This is a genomic window from Mesorhizobium sp. M7A.F.Ca.CA.004.12.1.1, from assembly GCF_003997835.1.
Lineage (GTDB): Bacteria > Pseudomonadota > Alphaproteobacteria > Rhizobiales > Rhizobiaceae > Mesorhizobium.
On the sequence record NZ_RZRK01000049.1, the window covers coordinates 1 to 14,954 of the forward strand.

General features: G+C 57.8%; 14 protein-coding genes. 12 read left to right on the forward strand and 2 right to left on the reverse strand.

Features of this window, described 5'->3' with window-relative positions; genetic code table 11:
• Positions 1-305: 305 nt before the first annotated feature.
• A complete protein-coding gene (locus EN984_RS04495) occupies positions 306-1,004 on the reverse strand; it encodes a secretin N-terminal domain-containing protein (RefSeq protein ID WP_024505367.1) in 699 nt (232 codons plus the stop codon).
• Between the two features lie 187 nt (positions 1,005-1,191).
• Here EN984_RS04495 and EN984_RS04500 point away from each other — a divergent pair, with 187 nt between their 5' ends.
• The 12 genes from EN984_RS04500 (at position 1,192) to EN984_RS04555 (ending at position 10,742) form a co-directional block, all read left to right on the forward strand.
• Positions 1,192-1,701, forward strand: a complete 510-nt coding sequence (locus EN984_RS04500) for a nodulation protein NolB (RefSeq protein WP_024505368.1) — start codon at positions 1,192-1,194, stop codon at positions 1,699-1,701.
• Positions 1,702-1,710: 9 nt separating this feature from the next.
• Positions 1,711-2,574 carry a type III secretion inner membrane ring lipoprotein SctJ gene (gene sctJ / locus EN984_RS04505; protein WP_127248569.1) on the forward strand — a complete coding sequence of 288 codons (864 nt, stop codon included), beginning with the start codon at positions 1,711-1,713 and terminating at the stop codon, positions 2,572-2,574.
• Entirely contained in the window at positions 2,567-3,205 is a 639-nt protein-coding gene (locus EN984_RS04510; RefSeq protein ID WP_335930789.1) for a nodulation protein NolU, read from the forward strand. Before sctJ ends, EN984_RS04510 begins: the two co-directional genes overlap by 8 nt.
• Positions 3,202-3,825 carry a type III secretion system stator protein SctL gene (sctL, locus tag EN984_RS04515; RefSeq protein WP_024505371.1) on the forward strand — a complete coding sequence of 208 codons (624 nt, stop codon included), beginning with the start codon at positions 3,202-3,204 and terminating at the stop codon, positions 3,823-3,825. Before EN984_RS04510 ends, sctL begins: the two co-directional genes overlap by 4 nt.
• Entirely contained in the window at positions 3,822-5,180 is a 1,359-nt protein-coding gene (gene sctN, locus EN984_RS04520) for a type III secretion system ATPase SctN (RefSeq protein WP_024505372.1), read from the forward strand. Before sctL ends, sctN begins: the two co-directional genes overlap by 4 nt.
• Entirely contained in the window at positions 5,156-5,668 is a 513-nt protein-coding gene (locus tag EN984_RS04525; protein ID WP_032899688.1) for a hypothetical protein, read from the forward strand. The genes sctN and EN984_RS04525 overlap by 25 nt, the downstream gene beginning before the upstream one ends.
• Positions 5,669-5,757: 89 nt before the next feature.
• Positions 5,758-6,786 (forward strand): type III secretion system cytoplasmic ring protein SctQ, encoded by a 1,029-nt coding sequence (sctQ, locus tag EN984_RS04530; protein ID WP_095769044.1) that lies wholly within the window; start codon positions 5,758-5,760, stop codon positions 6,784-6,786.
• Positions 6,779-7,444: a type III secretion system export apparatus subunit SctR gene (sctR, locus tag EN984_RS04535; protein WP_029354851.1), complete on the forward strand. Its 666-nt coding sequence runs from the start codon at positions 6,779-6,781 to the stop codon at positions 7,442-7,444. The genes sctQ and sctR overlap by 8 nt, the downstream gene beginning before the upstream one ends.
• Before the next feature lie 29 nt (positions 7,445-7,473).
• Positions 7,474-7,722, forward strand: coding sequence for an EscS/YscS/HrcS family type III secretion system export apparatus protein (locus EN984_RS04540; RefSeq protein WP_081714428.1), 249 nt, complete (start codon positions 7,474-7,476; stop codon positions 7,720-7,722).
• Between the two features lie 8 nt (positions 7,723-7,730).
• Positions 7,731-8,549: a type III secretion system export apparatus subunit SctT gene (gene sctT, locus EN984_RS04545; RefSeq protein WP_024505376.1), complete on the forward strand. Its 819-nt coding sequence runs from the start codon at positions 7,731-7,733 to the stop codon at positions 8,547-8,549.
• Complete coding sequence (locus tag EN984_RS04550; protein ID WP_127268423.1) at positions 8,546-9,583, forward strand: EscU/YscU/HrcU family type III secretion system export apparatus switch protein; 1,038 nt, start codon at positions 8,546-8,548, stop codon at positions 9,581-9,583. The genes sctT and EN984_RS04550 overlap by 4 nt, the downstream gene beginning before the upstream one ends.
• Before the next feature lie 355 nt (positions 9,584-9,938).
• Positions 9,939-10,742, forward strand: coding sequence for an Effector protein NopP (locus tag EN984_RS04555; protein WP_127268422.1), 804 nt, complete (start codon positions 9,939-9,941; stop codon positions 10,740-10,742).
• Between the two features lie 542 nt (positions 10,743-11,284).
• Here EN984_RS04555 and EN984_RS04560 read toward each other — a convergent pair.
• The gene (locus EN984_RS04560) at positions 11,285-13,342 is read right to left on the reverse strand and encodes a hypothetical protein (RefSeq protein ID WP_245464999.1); all 2,058 of its coding nucleotides are present in this window, start codon (positions 13,340-13,342) and stop codon (positions 11,285-11,287) included.
• Positions 13,343-14,954: the final 1,612 nt, after the last annotated feature.

Consider the following 14,954-nt stretch of genomic DNA (forward strand, 5'->3'; position numbering starts at 1 on the left):
ACATTATGCATCCTCAGACGTGACGTTGAAATCCCCACAAGAGACCCCGACAGAAGATCCCTTGCGTTTCACAAAATTCGACAATTCCAAGCGTCGGCAGGTCACGAATGCGCCTGCCCTGCCTTCAATTGCTGTGTTCCGGGCCGGCTCCAAGGTTCGGTCCAACACAATGGCCGGAGTCACCGCGAGAGCTGCCGGGACTCATCATGAGCGGATTAGCTTTCGAGAAACTGACGAGTTTGCGAAGAGTTCACAAAAGGGTAGCCGCAGTCATGTTCTTCAGAGCTGCGGGAAATCCTCAATGTTCATTTCTTGCCCAGCTCAGGCTTCCCGCCAACGCTATCCTGTTGTGGGATGTCAGAAGAATAAGAAGCATCCGGTCGTCCGTCGCGAACGACCGTAGTGGAGGAGCCGCGAAACAAGATCAGCACTGATTCCTTTGGCGTTGCCGCTATGTGAGTCTGCGCCTGCGCCTGCGCCACCAAGCCGTTAAAGGTCTGCTCCACGAGTGCGACGAAGCGCGGTGGACCGGAAACGAAGACGAGGCCATTGCCTGGCACGGGTTTGACCACATAGCGCTCGTCGGAGATATCAAGCTTGTCGAGAGCCCCCTTGAACGCATCGAAGCGAATCGACGTCATCAAAAGCATTCGAGTTTGCGACTCTTGTGCAGCAGACACATAGAGCACAAGGCCGTCATAGTACCATTGTAGACCGTAAAGGTTCGTCAAGCGGTCGAGGAACGCGCGCGGTGGCAAATCAGGCATACGTCCGCGAATTCGCCCCTTCACCGCAGGACTGATGTTGACCCTGATATTCAGGTTGTTGCCGAATTCCTGCAACGCTGCAGCGAGCTCCTGATCCAGAACCGTGTATCTATAGGGTGTCGCCGGAAGGGACAGCGGGACTGCATGCGCCGGGTGAATCCCGGTGGACAGAAAAAACCCGGCACAAAGAAGTCTCAAAACATGCAGGGTGACGGGTTGGATAAGCGTTCTCGGCATGTCGCACTGATAAACCAAACGCTGAAATCATCACAAGTGACTAAATTGCCGAAGAGATTTTAGATTGTCGAAATGACGCCGCCGTTAGTCAGCTTGTTGTCAGCTTGCCCCCCTAGGAGTGTTGCGCCGACACCGGGTGATGAATGGGCGGGGCTCGCCCGGTCAGAGAGAGCAACCGAGTCCTTACATGATGATGCCTGTCACGTCGATCTCTGCCACTCTAACGGCTGGCCTCCCCAGGGTCGGATCACCGTCGATTGTCGAGCAGGCCCAGTTTGAGCGCGCCTTAGGGCATGCAGCCGACTCGCTGAAAAACGATGCCGCCGCGGGGCCAGCGAGTGCGGCGCCAGTTGCTGCGGCGATGGATGTTCAGCGCGCGGCTGCGCCGACGAGCGGCATGGGCGATCGCGTGTTGCAGACGATTTCCTCCCTATATCCACACAACACTGTTTCCTTCCCCGCGCTCGACCATGACATAGCCCTTTCGAAGGGCGCTCTACCGGGACCGGCGCAGAAGCTTCCCGTTCCAGGTGAGGCGGGAACCGGAATCTCGGGCATTCCCCAACAAGGGCAAGACTTCGAAACGATGATGGCTGGTCTTCGGGATGTTTACAACGGCGTCACCCAGGTGGCGCTTATCTCCAAAGGCGTCAGCGGCGTCACATCATCCGTGAATAAACTTTTGAAGGAAGGCTGAACCGCGCGCATGATTGGCTTGGCCGAGGGCGAAATCATGCGTGGCCTGTCAGGGTGGCGGTCGGTTAGACTTGTCATGCTGCCAGTTCTCGTCGCCCTCACTGCTTGCAAAGCCGACCTCTACACGCAATTGCAAGAGCGTGAGGCAAATGAAATGCTCGCACTTCTTGAAGACAACGGGGTCGCCGCGATCCGGGTGGTCGCCAAGGATGGAACCAGCACGATCCAGGTTGACGAAAAGCTGCTCGCCTTCTCAATCAACCTTCTGAACGCCAAGGGGCTGCCGCGCCAATCCTTCAAGAACCTCGGTGAGATATTCCAAGGATCAGGCCTGATTGCCTCGCCGACCGAAGAGCGTGCCCGTTACGTGTATGCCCTGAGCGAAGAGTTGTCGCGGACGATCAGCGATATCGATGGCGTTTTTTCTGTACGTGTTCACGTCGTGCTGCCGCATAACGACCTTGTGCGAGCCGGTGCCACGCCATCCTCGGCCTCGGTGTTTATCAGGCACGACGCAAAAACAAATGTCGCGGCTCTGCTGCCAAAGATAAAGATGCTTGTAGCCGACAGCATCGAAGGCCTGTCCTACGATAAGGTGGAAGTGGTTTTGGTGCCGGTAGAACGGTCCGCACACGAGCAACGGCCCGATCCGACTGCTGTCTTGCCACAAGCATCACTACCTCTTCCTGCGCCACTTCTGGCGACCGTAACAGGTTTTGCCGCAGCCGTATTCGGCGTGGCCTGTTATCTCTTGATCGGCGTTGTTACGCGTCGGCGCAAGCAATCAACCGGCGTTTCCAAGGTCGAGGGGCGCCGGGATGCTTCTGCTGTCGAGGCCATTCGCAAAAGAATGCCTGCAATTGGACGTGGGTGACATCTCATTGCCAATGCCTATACAGACCGCCCGACCTGATGGTCCGCACTTTCCGGGCGCGAGCGAGCTTGCGGCTTCGGCCCATCCAACCCGTCTTGCGGCGCGTCTTGATCCAGCGTTATCGGCCGAAACGTTAGTGAAGTTGCAGAAGTGTTCCAGACTGCATCCAAGGCTGGCAGAATTGCTGGGCAACGATGACGTGGATCTGAACCACATCGGCTGCAGGCCGGACCTTCTACGCGGGCATGATCCATATCGAGCGGCCCTTCTTGCTGGTAGTATCTGGCATGCCCGTTCGCTGGTCGCGTTTGTCTCTCAGCCTGAGCTTGCCATCCTTGTTAAACGCATCGGCGTGGAGGCACACGCATTCGGAATCCGACACCTGCTGCATGCTGTTGACAAAAGACTGATCTCGGACCCAGAAAAACTCGCTCAGCAAATCGAATACGATGGACACGCATGTCTTGGGGCTTGGCTCCAGGACAGTTCAGCTACCGAGCGTAACCGCGTGCTTCTTCGATTGCCCGAGGGGACTGCCGCGGAGACTCCAGCACCTGAGCATTGGACCGCCGCCGGCCAATTGCTTTCACTTGTAGTAGCTCATTTTGAGACAGAGACCCCGGTGAAATGACAGTCGAACTTTCCGAGGGGCCAATAGCGCCGCAGATGCGTCCAGTCGGACCACTGATACCCGCGAGCGAGCTCGAAACCTGGCACAGCGCCGCGCAAGCCCTTGCCGCGGCAGAACGGCATCGGCAGCGCGTTCGAAACTGGGCACGCGCGGTTTACCAGCGGGCGTGGGCGCGCGGCCACATGGAGGGCTCGAATGCAGGCACCGAGGAGATGGCAGGGTTGATTGCGGAGACAATCTCCGAAATCGCGCGACGAAAGGCGGCTCTGGAGCAGGAATTGCCGCAGCTCGTGATGGAAATATTGAGCGATCTTATCGGCGCTTTCGATCCGGGCGAGCTATTGGTGAGGGCTGTTCGTCACGCCATAGAGTGTCAATACAGCGGCGCCGACGTTTGCCTTCATGTTTCTCCCATGCAAGTCGACATGCTTGCACGAGAGTTTGCTCGATGCGACGGCCAGGATGGTCGACCAAGGGTGCGGATCGAGCCCGACCCGACATTGTCGCCGCAACGCTGCGTGCTGTGGAGCGAGTACGGCAATGTTGACCTTGGACTTGACGCCCAGATGCGCGCGCTGCGCCTTGGTTTCGGGACGCTCTGTGAGAAAGGCGAGCTATGAGAAAGCCCGTCCCAGAACATAACGCTGACGCCGACACTCGAGCTCTCGTTCCAGCAATCTCGTCTTTGAGGGCTGCGGCCAAGCGAATTGACACGCGTGCGGTGCGCGGTCGGATCACGCGGGCTATCGGCACACTGGTTCATGCCGTCTTGCCAGACACTCGTATTGGGGAACTTTGCCTCCTAGAGGACCCGCGAACCGGGCTGTCGCTCGAGGCCGAGGTGATCGGCCTGTCGGGTGATGGTGTATTGCTGACACCGATCGGGGACTTGGTGGGCCTATCCAGCCGCGCAGAGGTCGTGGCCACTGGCCGAATGCGTGAGGTGCCCGTCGGCGGCGATTTGCTCGGTCGCGTGATCGACAGTCGTTGCCGCCCATTGGACGGCAAAGGCGAAATCAAGACCGTCGAAACTCGGCCCCTGCATGGCAGAGCCCCCAATCCGATGACGAGGCGCATGATTGAGCGGCCATTCCCGCTTGGGGTCCGTGTCCTCGATGGTCTGCTGACGTGCGGCGAGGGCCAGCGGATCGGGATTTATGGCGAGCCAGGTGGTGGCAAGTCGACGCTGTTGTCACAGATCGTAAAGGGTGCCGCCGCTGACGTCGTCATAGTGGCGCTCATAGGCGAACGTGGACGGGAAGTTCGTGAATTCATCGAAAGGAATCTTGGTGAAGAGGGCCTTCTCCGTACAGTCGTCGTGGTTGAAACATCCGACCGCTCGGCGGTAGAGCGTGCGCAATGCGCTCCGATGGCGACTGCGCTCGCGGAATATTTCCGAGATCAAGGCCTACGCGTTGCTCTCATGCTGGATTCGCTGACGCGCTTCTGCCGCGCTATGCGCGAAATAGGCCTTGCTGCGGGTGAGCCGCCGACGCGACGGGGCTTTCCTCCTTCCGTTTTTGGCATGCTGCCAGGCCTGCTCGAGCGCGCCGGCATGGGTGAGCGGGGCTCAATCACGGCCTTCTATACGGTGCTTGTAGAGGGTGATGGCACGGGTGATCCAATCGCCGAGGAATCGCGTGGTATTCTCGATGGCCATGTCATCCTCTCACGCGCTATTGCGGCGCGATCGCATTTCCCCGCTATTGATGTGCTGCAGAGTCGCAGCCGCGTCATGGATGCAGTCGTTTCGGGGACACATCGCAAGGCAGCATCCATTTTCCGCGAGCTCCTGTCGCGCTATGCCGAGACCGAGTTCTTGATCAATGTTGGCGAATACAAGCCAGGTGGAGATCCCCTGACTGACCGGGCTGTCGCGTCAATCGACGAACTGAGGGAGTTTCTGCGCCAGAGCGAAGATGACGCGTCAGATTTCGAGGAGACGGTCGCATGGATGTCGCGTCTGACCGCGTAAACTGGATTCAGTCTTCGAGGTTACGGCTTCTGAAGGAAATGCAAGAGCGTCGTGCCCTTGGCGAGCTGTCCAAGAAGGAAGCCCAGCGCGATGTGGCCGCCTCAGCCGTACAAAATGCCTCTAGGGAGCTTGCAATGATACAGCAACATTGTTCAAGAAAAGAAGCAGCGCTCTATCAGCATCTGATGTCACTCGACAACTTGTCTAGCGCAGCGCTCGACCGTCACCGCCTTCACACTGAACAACTTGCCGCTGAGATCAATTCCAGACGGCAGATGCTTGATGATACCCAAATCGCTCAAGAGGAGGCTGAGATGGCGGCGTCCAGGACGAGGGAGCTATGGGTCATATGTTCGGCGGCAAGGGACAAATGGCAACAAATCGAGGACGACGTGCGGCGCGCCGTCGAGACTCATTCGGAGGCCGCAGCCGAGATCGAGGCCGACGATGAGATACTGCTGAAATATGCGAGGGGGTCGCTTGCCTAAATGCCGCGCAACCGGATCCGACGGTCGCAAGAGGTCGTCCGAATGACACGACCGTGCAGTCTTTGATAGGCGCTGCGGTCACACCCGCCATGTTCGAACCAGTTCTGAAACTGTCCCACACGGTTGTCTCGTGGCTCAATGATACAGCAGCGCCGCGCACGCCGTTTCAAAGCCGGATCAACGAGGTGCCGCTATCGGTGCGAACGGCAGGGCTTGTCTGGCAGCAGGAACCTGCTGCCATTCCGATGCTTGACTGCGTCTGGAGAGTGGGAGCCGAAACGGTCATCTTGTCACTGTCGCGCCCGCTCGTAGAGGAGTTCATCACGACAGTGCAGAACGGCTTGGCCTTCCCTTCCGAGCCAACTGCTTCGCTAATTCTCGAACTCGCTCTGGAGCCGCTTGTCACTCGACTGGAGGAGACGACGCGTCTGAACGTGCAACTCGTGCGGGTATGCGAAGCCACGATGCTGGCTCCTCATCTTGAACTCGACATCATTTTCGGCGCGGTCAAGGGCAAGGGCCGTCTATTCCTGTTCACGCCACTTGACGGCTTAGTACCGCCTGCGTTTCGCGCGCTAGGCGAACTGCTTGCCCAGTTGCCGCGGCAGCTGGGCGGGCTGCCTCCAGAGCTCCCGCTCATTGTTGCAGGAGAGGTCGGCACGCTTCGCCTTCCTGCGGCGCTTCTTCGAAGCGCATGTGTCGGTGATGCATTGTTGCCCGATATTGCGCCGTTCGGCCGCGGCCAGATCACCCTAGCTGTCGGCCAGTTGTGCGCCGAGGCGGATCTTGACGGCGATGAATTAATCTTGCGGGGGCCTTTCCGCCCGCGACCGTGTCCTTTGGAGAGTGCGCATATGACACAACCCGGATCGCAACTGGAGCTTACTAAGGATCTCGACGATGTCGAGATCGTGCTTGTCTTTGAATGCGGCCGCTGGCCTATTTCTCTTGGGGAATTAAGAAGTGCCGGCGAAGGGCATATTTTTGAACTTGGATGGCCGATCGACGGCCCGGTCGACATAGTGGCCAATGGTCAGCGTATCGGGCGTGGCGACATTGTCCGCATCGGAGAAGAGCTGGGCATCAGGCTGCGTGGCGGGTTTGCATGCAATGAGTGAAGCTCAGCCGACAATCCTGGCGCTTCTTGCGGTTACCGCCGGACTCGGTCTGCTGGTTTTAGCAGTTGCCACGACAACGGCCTTTGTAAAGGTATCAATTGTTCTTTTCCTCGTCCGCAATGCGCTCGGGACCCAGACCATACCACCCAATGTGGTGCTGTACGCCGCGGCGATGATCCTCACTATGTTCGTTAGTGCGCCCGTTGCTGAGCAGACCTATGACCGCATGTCGGATCCCAAGCTCCACTATCAGACATTCGACGACTGGGTAAGCGCCGCTAAAGCCGGAAGTGAGCCCTTGCGCGAGCATCTCAAGAAATTCACAAATGAAGAGCAGCGGCGATTTTTCCTATCTTCGACAGAAAAGGTCTGGCCAGAGGAAATGCACGCTGCAGCCACGCCTGATGACTTTGCAATACTTGTACCATCTTTCTTGCTATCGGAATTGAAGCGTGGATTTGAGATAGGGTTTCTACTTTATCTGCCTTTTATTGTTATAGATCTGATAGTGACAACTATCTTGATGGCGATGGGCATGTCGATGGTCTCACCAACTGTTATATCTGTCCCGTTCAAGATCTTCTTGTTTGTTGCCATTGATGGTTGGTCAAAATTGATGCATGGGCTTGTGCTGAGTTATACGTTACCGGGAGGCTGATCATCACTGAATCCAGCATCATTACTCTTATGAGCCAATCACTGGTGGTTTTCATGATCTGGATTCTACCGCCGCTCATTGCATCAGTGGTTGTCGGCCTCGTCATCGGCATCCTCCAGGCGGCGACGCAGATCCAGGATGAAAGCTTGCCGCTCACCGTGAAGCTTCTGGTCGTTGTCGCGGTGATTGGGCTGTTTGCTCCTGTGCTAAGCGCCCCGCTCATAGAGCTAGCCGATCAGATCTTCACCGAGTTTCCCGCAATGACACTTAGCTACTAGTCCGCCCCATGGACGCGCCATCGGCCGATATTCAAATTCTGATCCAGACGGCTCTCGAACTCGTCGTTGCGGCAGGTCTTGGGGCAGCCCGCGCGATGGGCATCATGCTGATCTTTCCCGTATTCACACGCTCGCAGATCAGTGGGCTGATCCGGGGCTGTTTGGCTGTTGGCTTCGCACTACCATGCCTGGCACATGTCAGTGGCGGATTGCCGGCGCTGGATCCTGATACACGCCTGATCCAGCTAACCCTGCTCGGATTCAAGGAAGTTTTTGTCGGTGTACTCCTTGGCACTTTTCTTGGCATTCCGCTTTGGGGCCTTCAGGCTGCCGGGGAGCTTATCGACAACCAACGCGGCATCAGCAGCCCGACCGCTTCGGCCGATCCCGCGACGAACAGTCAGGCTTCCGCGATGGGCGTTTTTCTGGGGATCACTGCGATTGCCATATTCGTCGGATCAGGAGGCCTGGAAACTTTGATCAGTGTCCTGTACCGCAGCTACTTGATCTGGCCGGTGTATCAGTTTCACCCGACACTGAGCGGGCCAGGAGCAATGGAGTTGTTGGGGCTTCTCGACAGCATAATGCGCACGGCATTATTGGTATCGGGGCCTGTCGTGTTCTTCCTGATACTGATTGATATATCGATGATGCTGCTGCGTCGCTTTGCCCCGCAATTTAAGGCGAGCCAACTGTCTCCGGCAATCAAGAACATTGTCTTTCCAGTTCTCATGGTCACCTACGCTGCCTATCTGGTGGAGAGCATGAAACTGGAGGTCACACGTGCCAACGGCGTGCTGGAGTGGTTCGACAAATTGCTGCCATGAGCGACACAAGTGAAGAGAAGACACACGCCGCCAGCCCGAAGAAGTTAAGTGAAGCGCGCAAAAAAGGACAGCTGCCACGTAGCTCCGATTTCGTCCGCGCGGTCGGGACTTGCGCTGGGCTCGGCTACCTTTGGCTAAGAGGCAGCGTGATCGAGGACAAATGCCGGGAAGCGCTCCTATTAGCCACCAAGTTGCAGAGCCTACCTTTCGATACCGCGGTGCCGCAGGCATTGGTTGTGCTCGTCCAACTCACCGTCGCGGCTGTTGGCCCGCTGCTTGGAACCCTCGTCGCCGCGGTGATTTTGGCCAGCCTGCTAGCCAATGGTGGATTTGTCTTCTCTCTGGAGCCGATGAAGCTCAGCTTTAAGAAAATTGACCCCTTTGAAGGGCTGAAGCGCTTGGGGTCTGCTCGTTCCATGGTCGAAGTCTGCAAGACCATGTTCAAGGTATTGGTTCTCAGCGCAACCTTTTCCATTGTCCTTCTCGGGATGTGGAAGACAATGGTCCCTCTGCCGATCTGCGGCATGGGCTGTGTTGGCCTCATCTTTATGGAGACAAAATTGCTGATGGGAATTGGCGCCGGCGCACTGCTGGTCGGCGGACTGATCGATCTCCTGCTCCAGCGCGCGTTGTATCTGCGCGAAATGCGCATGACCAATACCGAAGTGACGCGCGAGTCGAAGGATCAGCAAGGAGCGCCAGAGTTGAAAGGTGAACAGCGTCGCATCCGCGAGGAGGCGGCCGACGAGCCTGCGCTTGGCGTGCAACGCGCCACGCTGGTCTTAACAGGAAGGGCGGTCCTGATCGGTCTGCGTTACGTTCGCGGTGAAACCGGGGTGCCGTTCTTAGTTTGCCGTGCCGAAGGTGAGCGCGTTTCACATGTGTTGAGCGAGGCGCGGGCACTACGCCTGACGATCGTCCATGACCATGTCTTAGCGCGTCAGCTGATAGGCACTACAAAACTCGGCCACGCGGTTCCTATGCAATATTTCCAGCCTGTCGCGAAAGCATTCTTTGCCGCAGGCTTGGCCTAGTCATTGGAAGTCCACGACTGCCAGTTCAAAACTGACCTGGCTCCATGCTAGTGGCAAATGTCGGCTGGCCATCCGTGCCCCAGTGTCTCTGTCAGGCCAACCGCGCAACCGCGGGCCTGGGGCAATCACTCCCCTCGGATCTGCCACCCAGCAACTACGGCAAGTCCTCCGGGCATGACCTTGCAGCCTCTGCTGGCCGGTGCGTGGCGCAGTCCGAGGTTTTGAGGCCGGCAGTACGGATTTGATTGGTGCAGCCGTTGGAATGCCCTCGTCAGCTAGTCGTCAACTAAGCGCCCTATGTTGAACAGCCGTGCTAACTTGAGCTCGGTTGCGAAACATAGGAGTACGAATCGTCATGTATGGTCGAATTGGTGGCTCATCCGATAGTTACCGCGCGCATAATGCCGGCGAGCAAGCGGATGCAGGAAGCGAAGGGTTCGCGGACACATTTGCCCGAATGCACTTATCCGGATCGGAAGGTAGCGGCGCCTCATCATCGGCGGCTCCCCAAGCATACTCCCTCAATTCCCGACCTCCTGTGGTGGAGATCAACAGGACTTCCTTCAGGAGACAGGTGAGGCAATTTCATGGTGATGAAATCACGCACATCGCCGACAATCCTCAAGAGTATTCAGAGTTCGTATCGTCACGAGCCAGGCGCACCGCGGACGTTGCTCAGCAATATGGCATCCGTCGAGATACGGAGCACGCGCGATATTTCAGTTACCAATTGGGAGACCGGAGTGCCGGACTGCTGAGAATGGAAGGCGGATTCAGCATGAACGAGTTCGAATCGGAAAGTTGGCGGGAACAATTTCCTGGTCGAACTGAGGTCACTTCCATAGTGGATCTTCAAGTCGCCCATCCGCTCGTCGAAAATGCGGGCGATATTCTGCTGGAGCATCAACTTCGGATAGACGGCGACCGACCGTTGCTGAATTGGCGTGCGGCTAATCCGGAAGCACAAGCGCGCGCGCAGACGATGGGGTTTGTTGAAGTGGATCATGGCGACCTGGTGCTTGACCCTACGCAGCATCCCGACAAATGGACGAAGAACAGTGCCGGTGAGTGGCAGCGTGCAGGCAAACCTCCACTCTATCTCCACAAAACCGAGGACAGCGACAGCAGCGATAGCGGGTCCGACGACGATTTCATGTGATTTGTCGACCCGCCGCCGAGCCTTGCAACTGGTGACGGTTGCAAGGCTGTTGGCAGTGAATGCTAATTGTCCGGCGACAGCCCCGCCTTAGCGCCAGCGCCGCCGAGCAATCCAGCCCATCTCCCAGACAATAAACTGCGGATGCGCATCGTGGGTGCTTGCGAGCGGATTGTATTCGGGCCGGAACTCCGCCTCTTGGATACGAGCTCTCCCGAATCCAATTTTCTCCACCACACCGTTGGGTCGTTGCGATGCGCCGATCCCGATCGGATCGGCTATGCCTGCTCCGCGCTCGCAGGAAGACCTTCCGCCTCGATCTTGGCGGCGCGATCTCGGCGATAAGTTGGATGGGAGGCAAGATACGCCGCCACGTCAACAGCAGGTAACGCGACATCGCAAATCGGCCCTGACGGTAGCCGATCGACTCCAATCGCCGGACCGCAACTCGCGCAGCGGCATTCGCGGTTTGGCCAGGAGAAATGCTCGCTGACTCACAGCGTGGCCGGCCGCATTCTGCCCTAGACCCCAAAGTACGTGCCCTGTCATGCAGCCTGCGCCGACGGGAGCTCGGCACGCGAATTGCGTGGTTGGCGGCCAAGCCCCGAGGTCAACAAAGACTTACAGAAAGCGGGGGTGAGTTTGCCGCGATGAATTATGACCTTCTCGCGACCGGACCTAGCATCGGCTTCCTCTCGCTCTCGATTGTAGCCGCGCTGTTCGTTGGATTTAACGTGGCAAGCGGTGAATTCGGAATCAGCCAGCCCTTCTAAGTTTCTGGCCAAGACGGGGCGACTCGTGTGGATGTGCACCCACATCGGGCTCGGCATCGCACCATTGACCAGCATCTTGGGCTGCAGCTTCATCTCAAACAGCTTTCCTGGCTCGCCACGCAGCGCGACCGGTGCCTCCGGCGGCATCAATTCGTCGGCATTGCACAAATGTTCCAGGTATTTTTGCGCCGGAAATGCGTAGGTCTTCATGCAATCAGTCGTAATGCCGGCTTTTCCTTCATTCAATGCGTTGGCCTGTCCCAGCACCATGTTCAGCAACCCTTTGAGCTGGTCTGTGCGTTCGTGCACTTTGGGTAGCTGGGTGGAGGTGAGTAGCAGGCGTACATTACGCCCGTGCAACCCGGCGAGACAGGTTTGCATCTCAATGGCCTGGGCTCGCAGGTACTGGGCCACATCGTCCACGACCTTACCGGCCTCCTCAGGCTTCATCTGGCGCACTTGGGAGACGACGCTTTGCTGACCGGCCAGATCGAACTGCAAAAGTTCGTCCAATCGTTTGAGCCGCTCCGTCAATACCTCCATTGACAACGCGGCGCCCCCGATTGTCGAGCCTGCCCCCGACGAACTCGCAGCCACCTCTTGCGCTCTCACCTGTGTACTCGCAACTTGATCCGAGCGCGCGAGAACCTTGGCTGCTGGCACTGTGCCGGCGTTCGAAGCGACTGGTGTTGATGGCTGCCCGGCGGCAGAAGTCCCGGCGCGAGCTGCCGACTTATGCTTTGACTTCCCTTTCCTTCGCGCTGTAGTGCCTTCTGACACTGCAGCCGTACCAGCAGTGTCAGCCGGTATCGCAGCGCCTGCCCTGGCCGGCATCGCAGCGCCCGCCTGGGCCTGTGGCGCCATGATGGCTGACGGCGGAGACTGCAGGTTCAACAAGTGCATGGCATCGTGCGCAGTGATCCATGCATCGTCCACGATCCGTTCGAACAGTTTCAATGGGAGGCCGGCATCTGGGTAGGTATGGCTTAGCTTGGTATGCACCTCGTGCAACGCCAATCCAAAATCCGAAAGCCGCTCCATGATTTTTTCTACAACCGCGCAATCATGAGCGTTGAGTGTTTTGCCATCCATTATGCCCTTCGCCAAAGAGAGGGCGCGAAGAGCTTCTTGAGCGGCGCTTGCCATCAGCTGCACCACTCCATTTCGACCGACGAGGAGTTCCTTCAAATCTGGCTCGAACCTGCTCGCCCGCAGTTCAATCTTGGCCCGCGCAAGACCGATCCGCTCACGGACCAGCCAGATCCTGACACTCAGTACCGAGCCGGCACGCAGCCGCAGTGCGCACCGCTCGGCTTCCCGCATCACGGGCGTTCCACTGGATAGGCTAGCGGTGGCAGCGCAGGCGGATCGCTGTCGTTCGGAGCGCCATGCCTTTTTTTCCCACCACTTAATTGCCGCCGTATGGTGGTTCTCCACATTTAAAATCAACAGCTCCTGCCGGTCCGCCTGGGAGTAGGAGTAGAGTCTATCGACCATACCTGCCGCTATCTTGGTCTTTTCGTCCAATTTCGTGATCGTCGACAGGCCAAGTTGGTCTACTTCATTCGCGGCGTCGCACACGATCTGGCAACATCTACGCACCTTGTCGTCTGGCATAATTGTCTGCGCCTCAGCCGCAGGCAGGCTAGCGCGGTACTCCAGAATTGCTGAGGCTGCACCGACGACCCGACTGATCAGCTCCACCGCCTCCTCGGGAACGTCGGTTTTCCTGGCCGCAGCCTCGCAATCAGTCAGTTGTTGAACAAGACTGTTCATTCTGAGCTGTGTCGGACTGATATCTTCATTTGACGATGAGCTGGTGCCTTCCACCTGCGCGGTTGATAGTTGGCTACCGACCGGCGCCATGGCTTCGCCCTCAGACATGGAGGGAGAACCGCGCCGCCTTGCGGCTGCGCCACGTGGCGCTACGGTTCCGCGTGGTGGCGCAGCGGCTCCACGTGGCGGTGTGTTCAGGATTTGATCTTCGCCAATCGAGGCGCCTGGCAGACTTTCGCGGGCATCGCCTGGACCGCGCGCAACTGGAAGGGAGGAGGGCCTCCTATCGGCGTCCCCAGAGCGCATCTGCTCCACAACGGAATCGAATGACTGTCCACCTTCTCCCGCAGCAAGACTTGATTGCGAAAGGGAACTGCTCGCCCGCCCCGCGCGGCTGGCTCCAGTTTCAGCCTGCGATTTCCGTGGTCGGCCAATGCCCTTCATATTGCGTCTCCGTAGTAGGCGAGAATGTGCTGCTATTGTGCTGGCGGCTGACGAGACCAGCGGCATCTTTCGGTTAACGTCACGGTCAGCCAGACCCGCGACGGCGTAATGTTCCCGCCAAAGTGCTTCTCAGTAGCAGGCCAAGATTGGCCCGAGCTCACAGGACTTTCGCAACGTTGCCATCGATGTCCTGAGATTATCAGCGCTTCAGTCCGCCGATTTCCAGGAACAGCGAATGAAATCAGACCAACTCGGCCAGCTCCCCTTCCTAGACACGTGCCTGACGATTTTATTGATGCGTCACTCCTCTCGTTCGCCACCGACAAAGTCACACATTTGCTTCAGAGAAGCGTGTGCGTTGCGTATCGCGCGGGAAACCATTTCGATCTATAGTTACAAAAAGTGTCGAGACGGGACCTTTGGATCCGAAGGTCAGGCACGGCCGGCCTAGATAGACCGCTTGGCTGACGATTAGCTGACGATGGGAGTTCTCACGAACAGGGCAAGAAAATCCGACCGCTTCAAGCTTTCGATATGGTGAGAAGAGGATCCGCACCGGCCTCCCAAAGCCGGCAGACCATCCCATGTTCGTACGGTCGCCGACCTTCTCGAGGCCAATGAGCTCACCGCGCCGGGCCGTGATGTGCAGGCGAGAGAATGGTGATGCAAAGACCGAGTTCCTGCTCGTTGCGTGCGCCCGTGGAGCCAGCAAGAATACGGTCATTGCGGTCATGCAGCACGTGGACCGTGCCTCCTGTTCGACACCACAGCATCGAGATGCAAACCAGCTGCTGCGGCTGCCATTCGGTCGCGGCATGCGTGGACGGCGGGATTGGCCGAACAGCCGAGATCGTGGTCGACTGTTCGATGCGAGAGCAACATCCTGCAGAGCATACGGTTTTTGCGCTGGCCGGTTTTTGTCAAAAGCCGTCAGGTTCTCGAAAGCTCCCGCCCTTAGCTTGATCGAGGTTAACCTTTAACACGTCGCCGCCAATGGCAAATGCCGGAGTACCTGATGATAGCAGCAATTGGGAGTGGAGTTGGCAACCTCGGGACTTCCTTGATCCGAAAGGGCCATGGGGATTCGAAATCCGAGCATTCTGGTGATGGCAAGCCGGCTGATGGCAATGATGGCAAGCCAGCTGGTGGGAATGATGGCAAGGCAGCTGGCGGGAACGATCGGGCGGATAACCGGACCGTTTCAAATGATCAACTTCAAGAC

Excerpts from the sequence above, each read along its gene's own strand:
- EN984_RS04495 (WP_024505367.1), bottom strand. The coding sequence starts at position 1,004 with ATGCCGAGAACGCTTATCCAACCCGTCACCCTGCATGTTTTGAGACTT.
- EN984_RS04500 (WP_024505368.1), top strand. The coding sequence starts at position 1,192 with ATGATGATGCCTGTCACGTCGATCTCTGCCACTCTAACGGCTGGCCTC.
- sctJ (WP_127248569.1), top strand. The coding sequence starts at position 1,711 with ATGATTGGCTTGGCCGAGGGCGAAATCATGCGTGGCCTGTCAGGGTGG.
- sctL (WP_024505371.1), top strand. The coding sequence starts at position 3,202 with ATGACAGTCGAACTTTCCGAGGGGCCAATAGCGCCGCAGATGCGTCCA.
- sctN (WP_024505372.1), top strand. The coding sequence starts at position 3,822 with ATGAGAAAGCCCGTCCCAGAACATAACGCTGACGCCGACACTCGAGCT.
- EN984_RS04525 (WP_032899688.1), top strand. The coding sequence starts at position 5,156 with ATGGATGTCGCGTCTGACCGCGTAAACTGGATTCAGTCTTCGAGGTTA.
- sctQ (WP_095769044.1), top strand. The coding sequence starts at position 5,758 with ATGTTCGAACCAGTTCTGAAACTGTCCCACACGGTTGTCTCGTGGCTC.
- sctR (WP_029354851.1), top strand. The coding sequence starts at position 6,779 with ATGAGTGAAGCTCAGCCGACAATCCTGGCGCTTCTTGCGGTTACCGCC.
- EN984_RS04540 (WP_081714428.1), top strand. The coding sequence starts at position 7,474 with ATGAGCCAATCACTGGTGGTTTTCATGATCTGGATTCTACCGCCGCTC.
- sctT (WP_024505376.1), top strand. The coding sequence starts at position 7,731 with ATGGACGCGCCATCGGCCGATATTCAAATTCTGATCCAGACGGCTCTC.
- EN984_RS04550 (WP_127268423.1), top strand. The coding sequence starts at position 8,546 with ATGAGCGACACAAGTGAAGAGAAGACACACGCCGCCAGCCCGAAGAAG.
- EN984_RS04555 (WP_127268422.1), top strand. The coding sequence starts at position 9,939 with ATGTATGGTCGAATTGGTGGCTCATCCGATAGTTACCGCGCGCATAAT.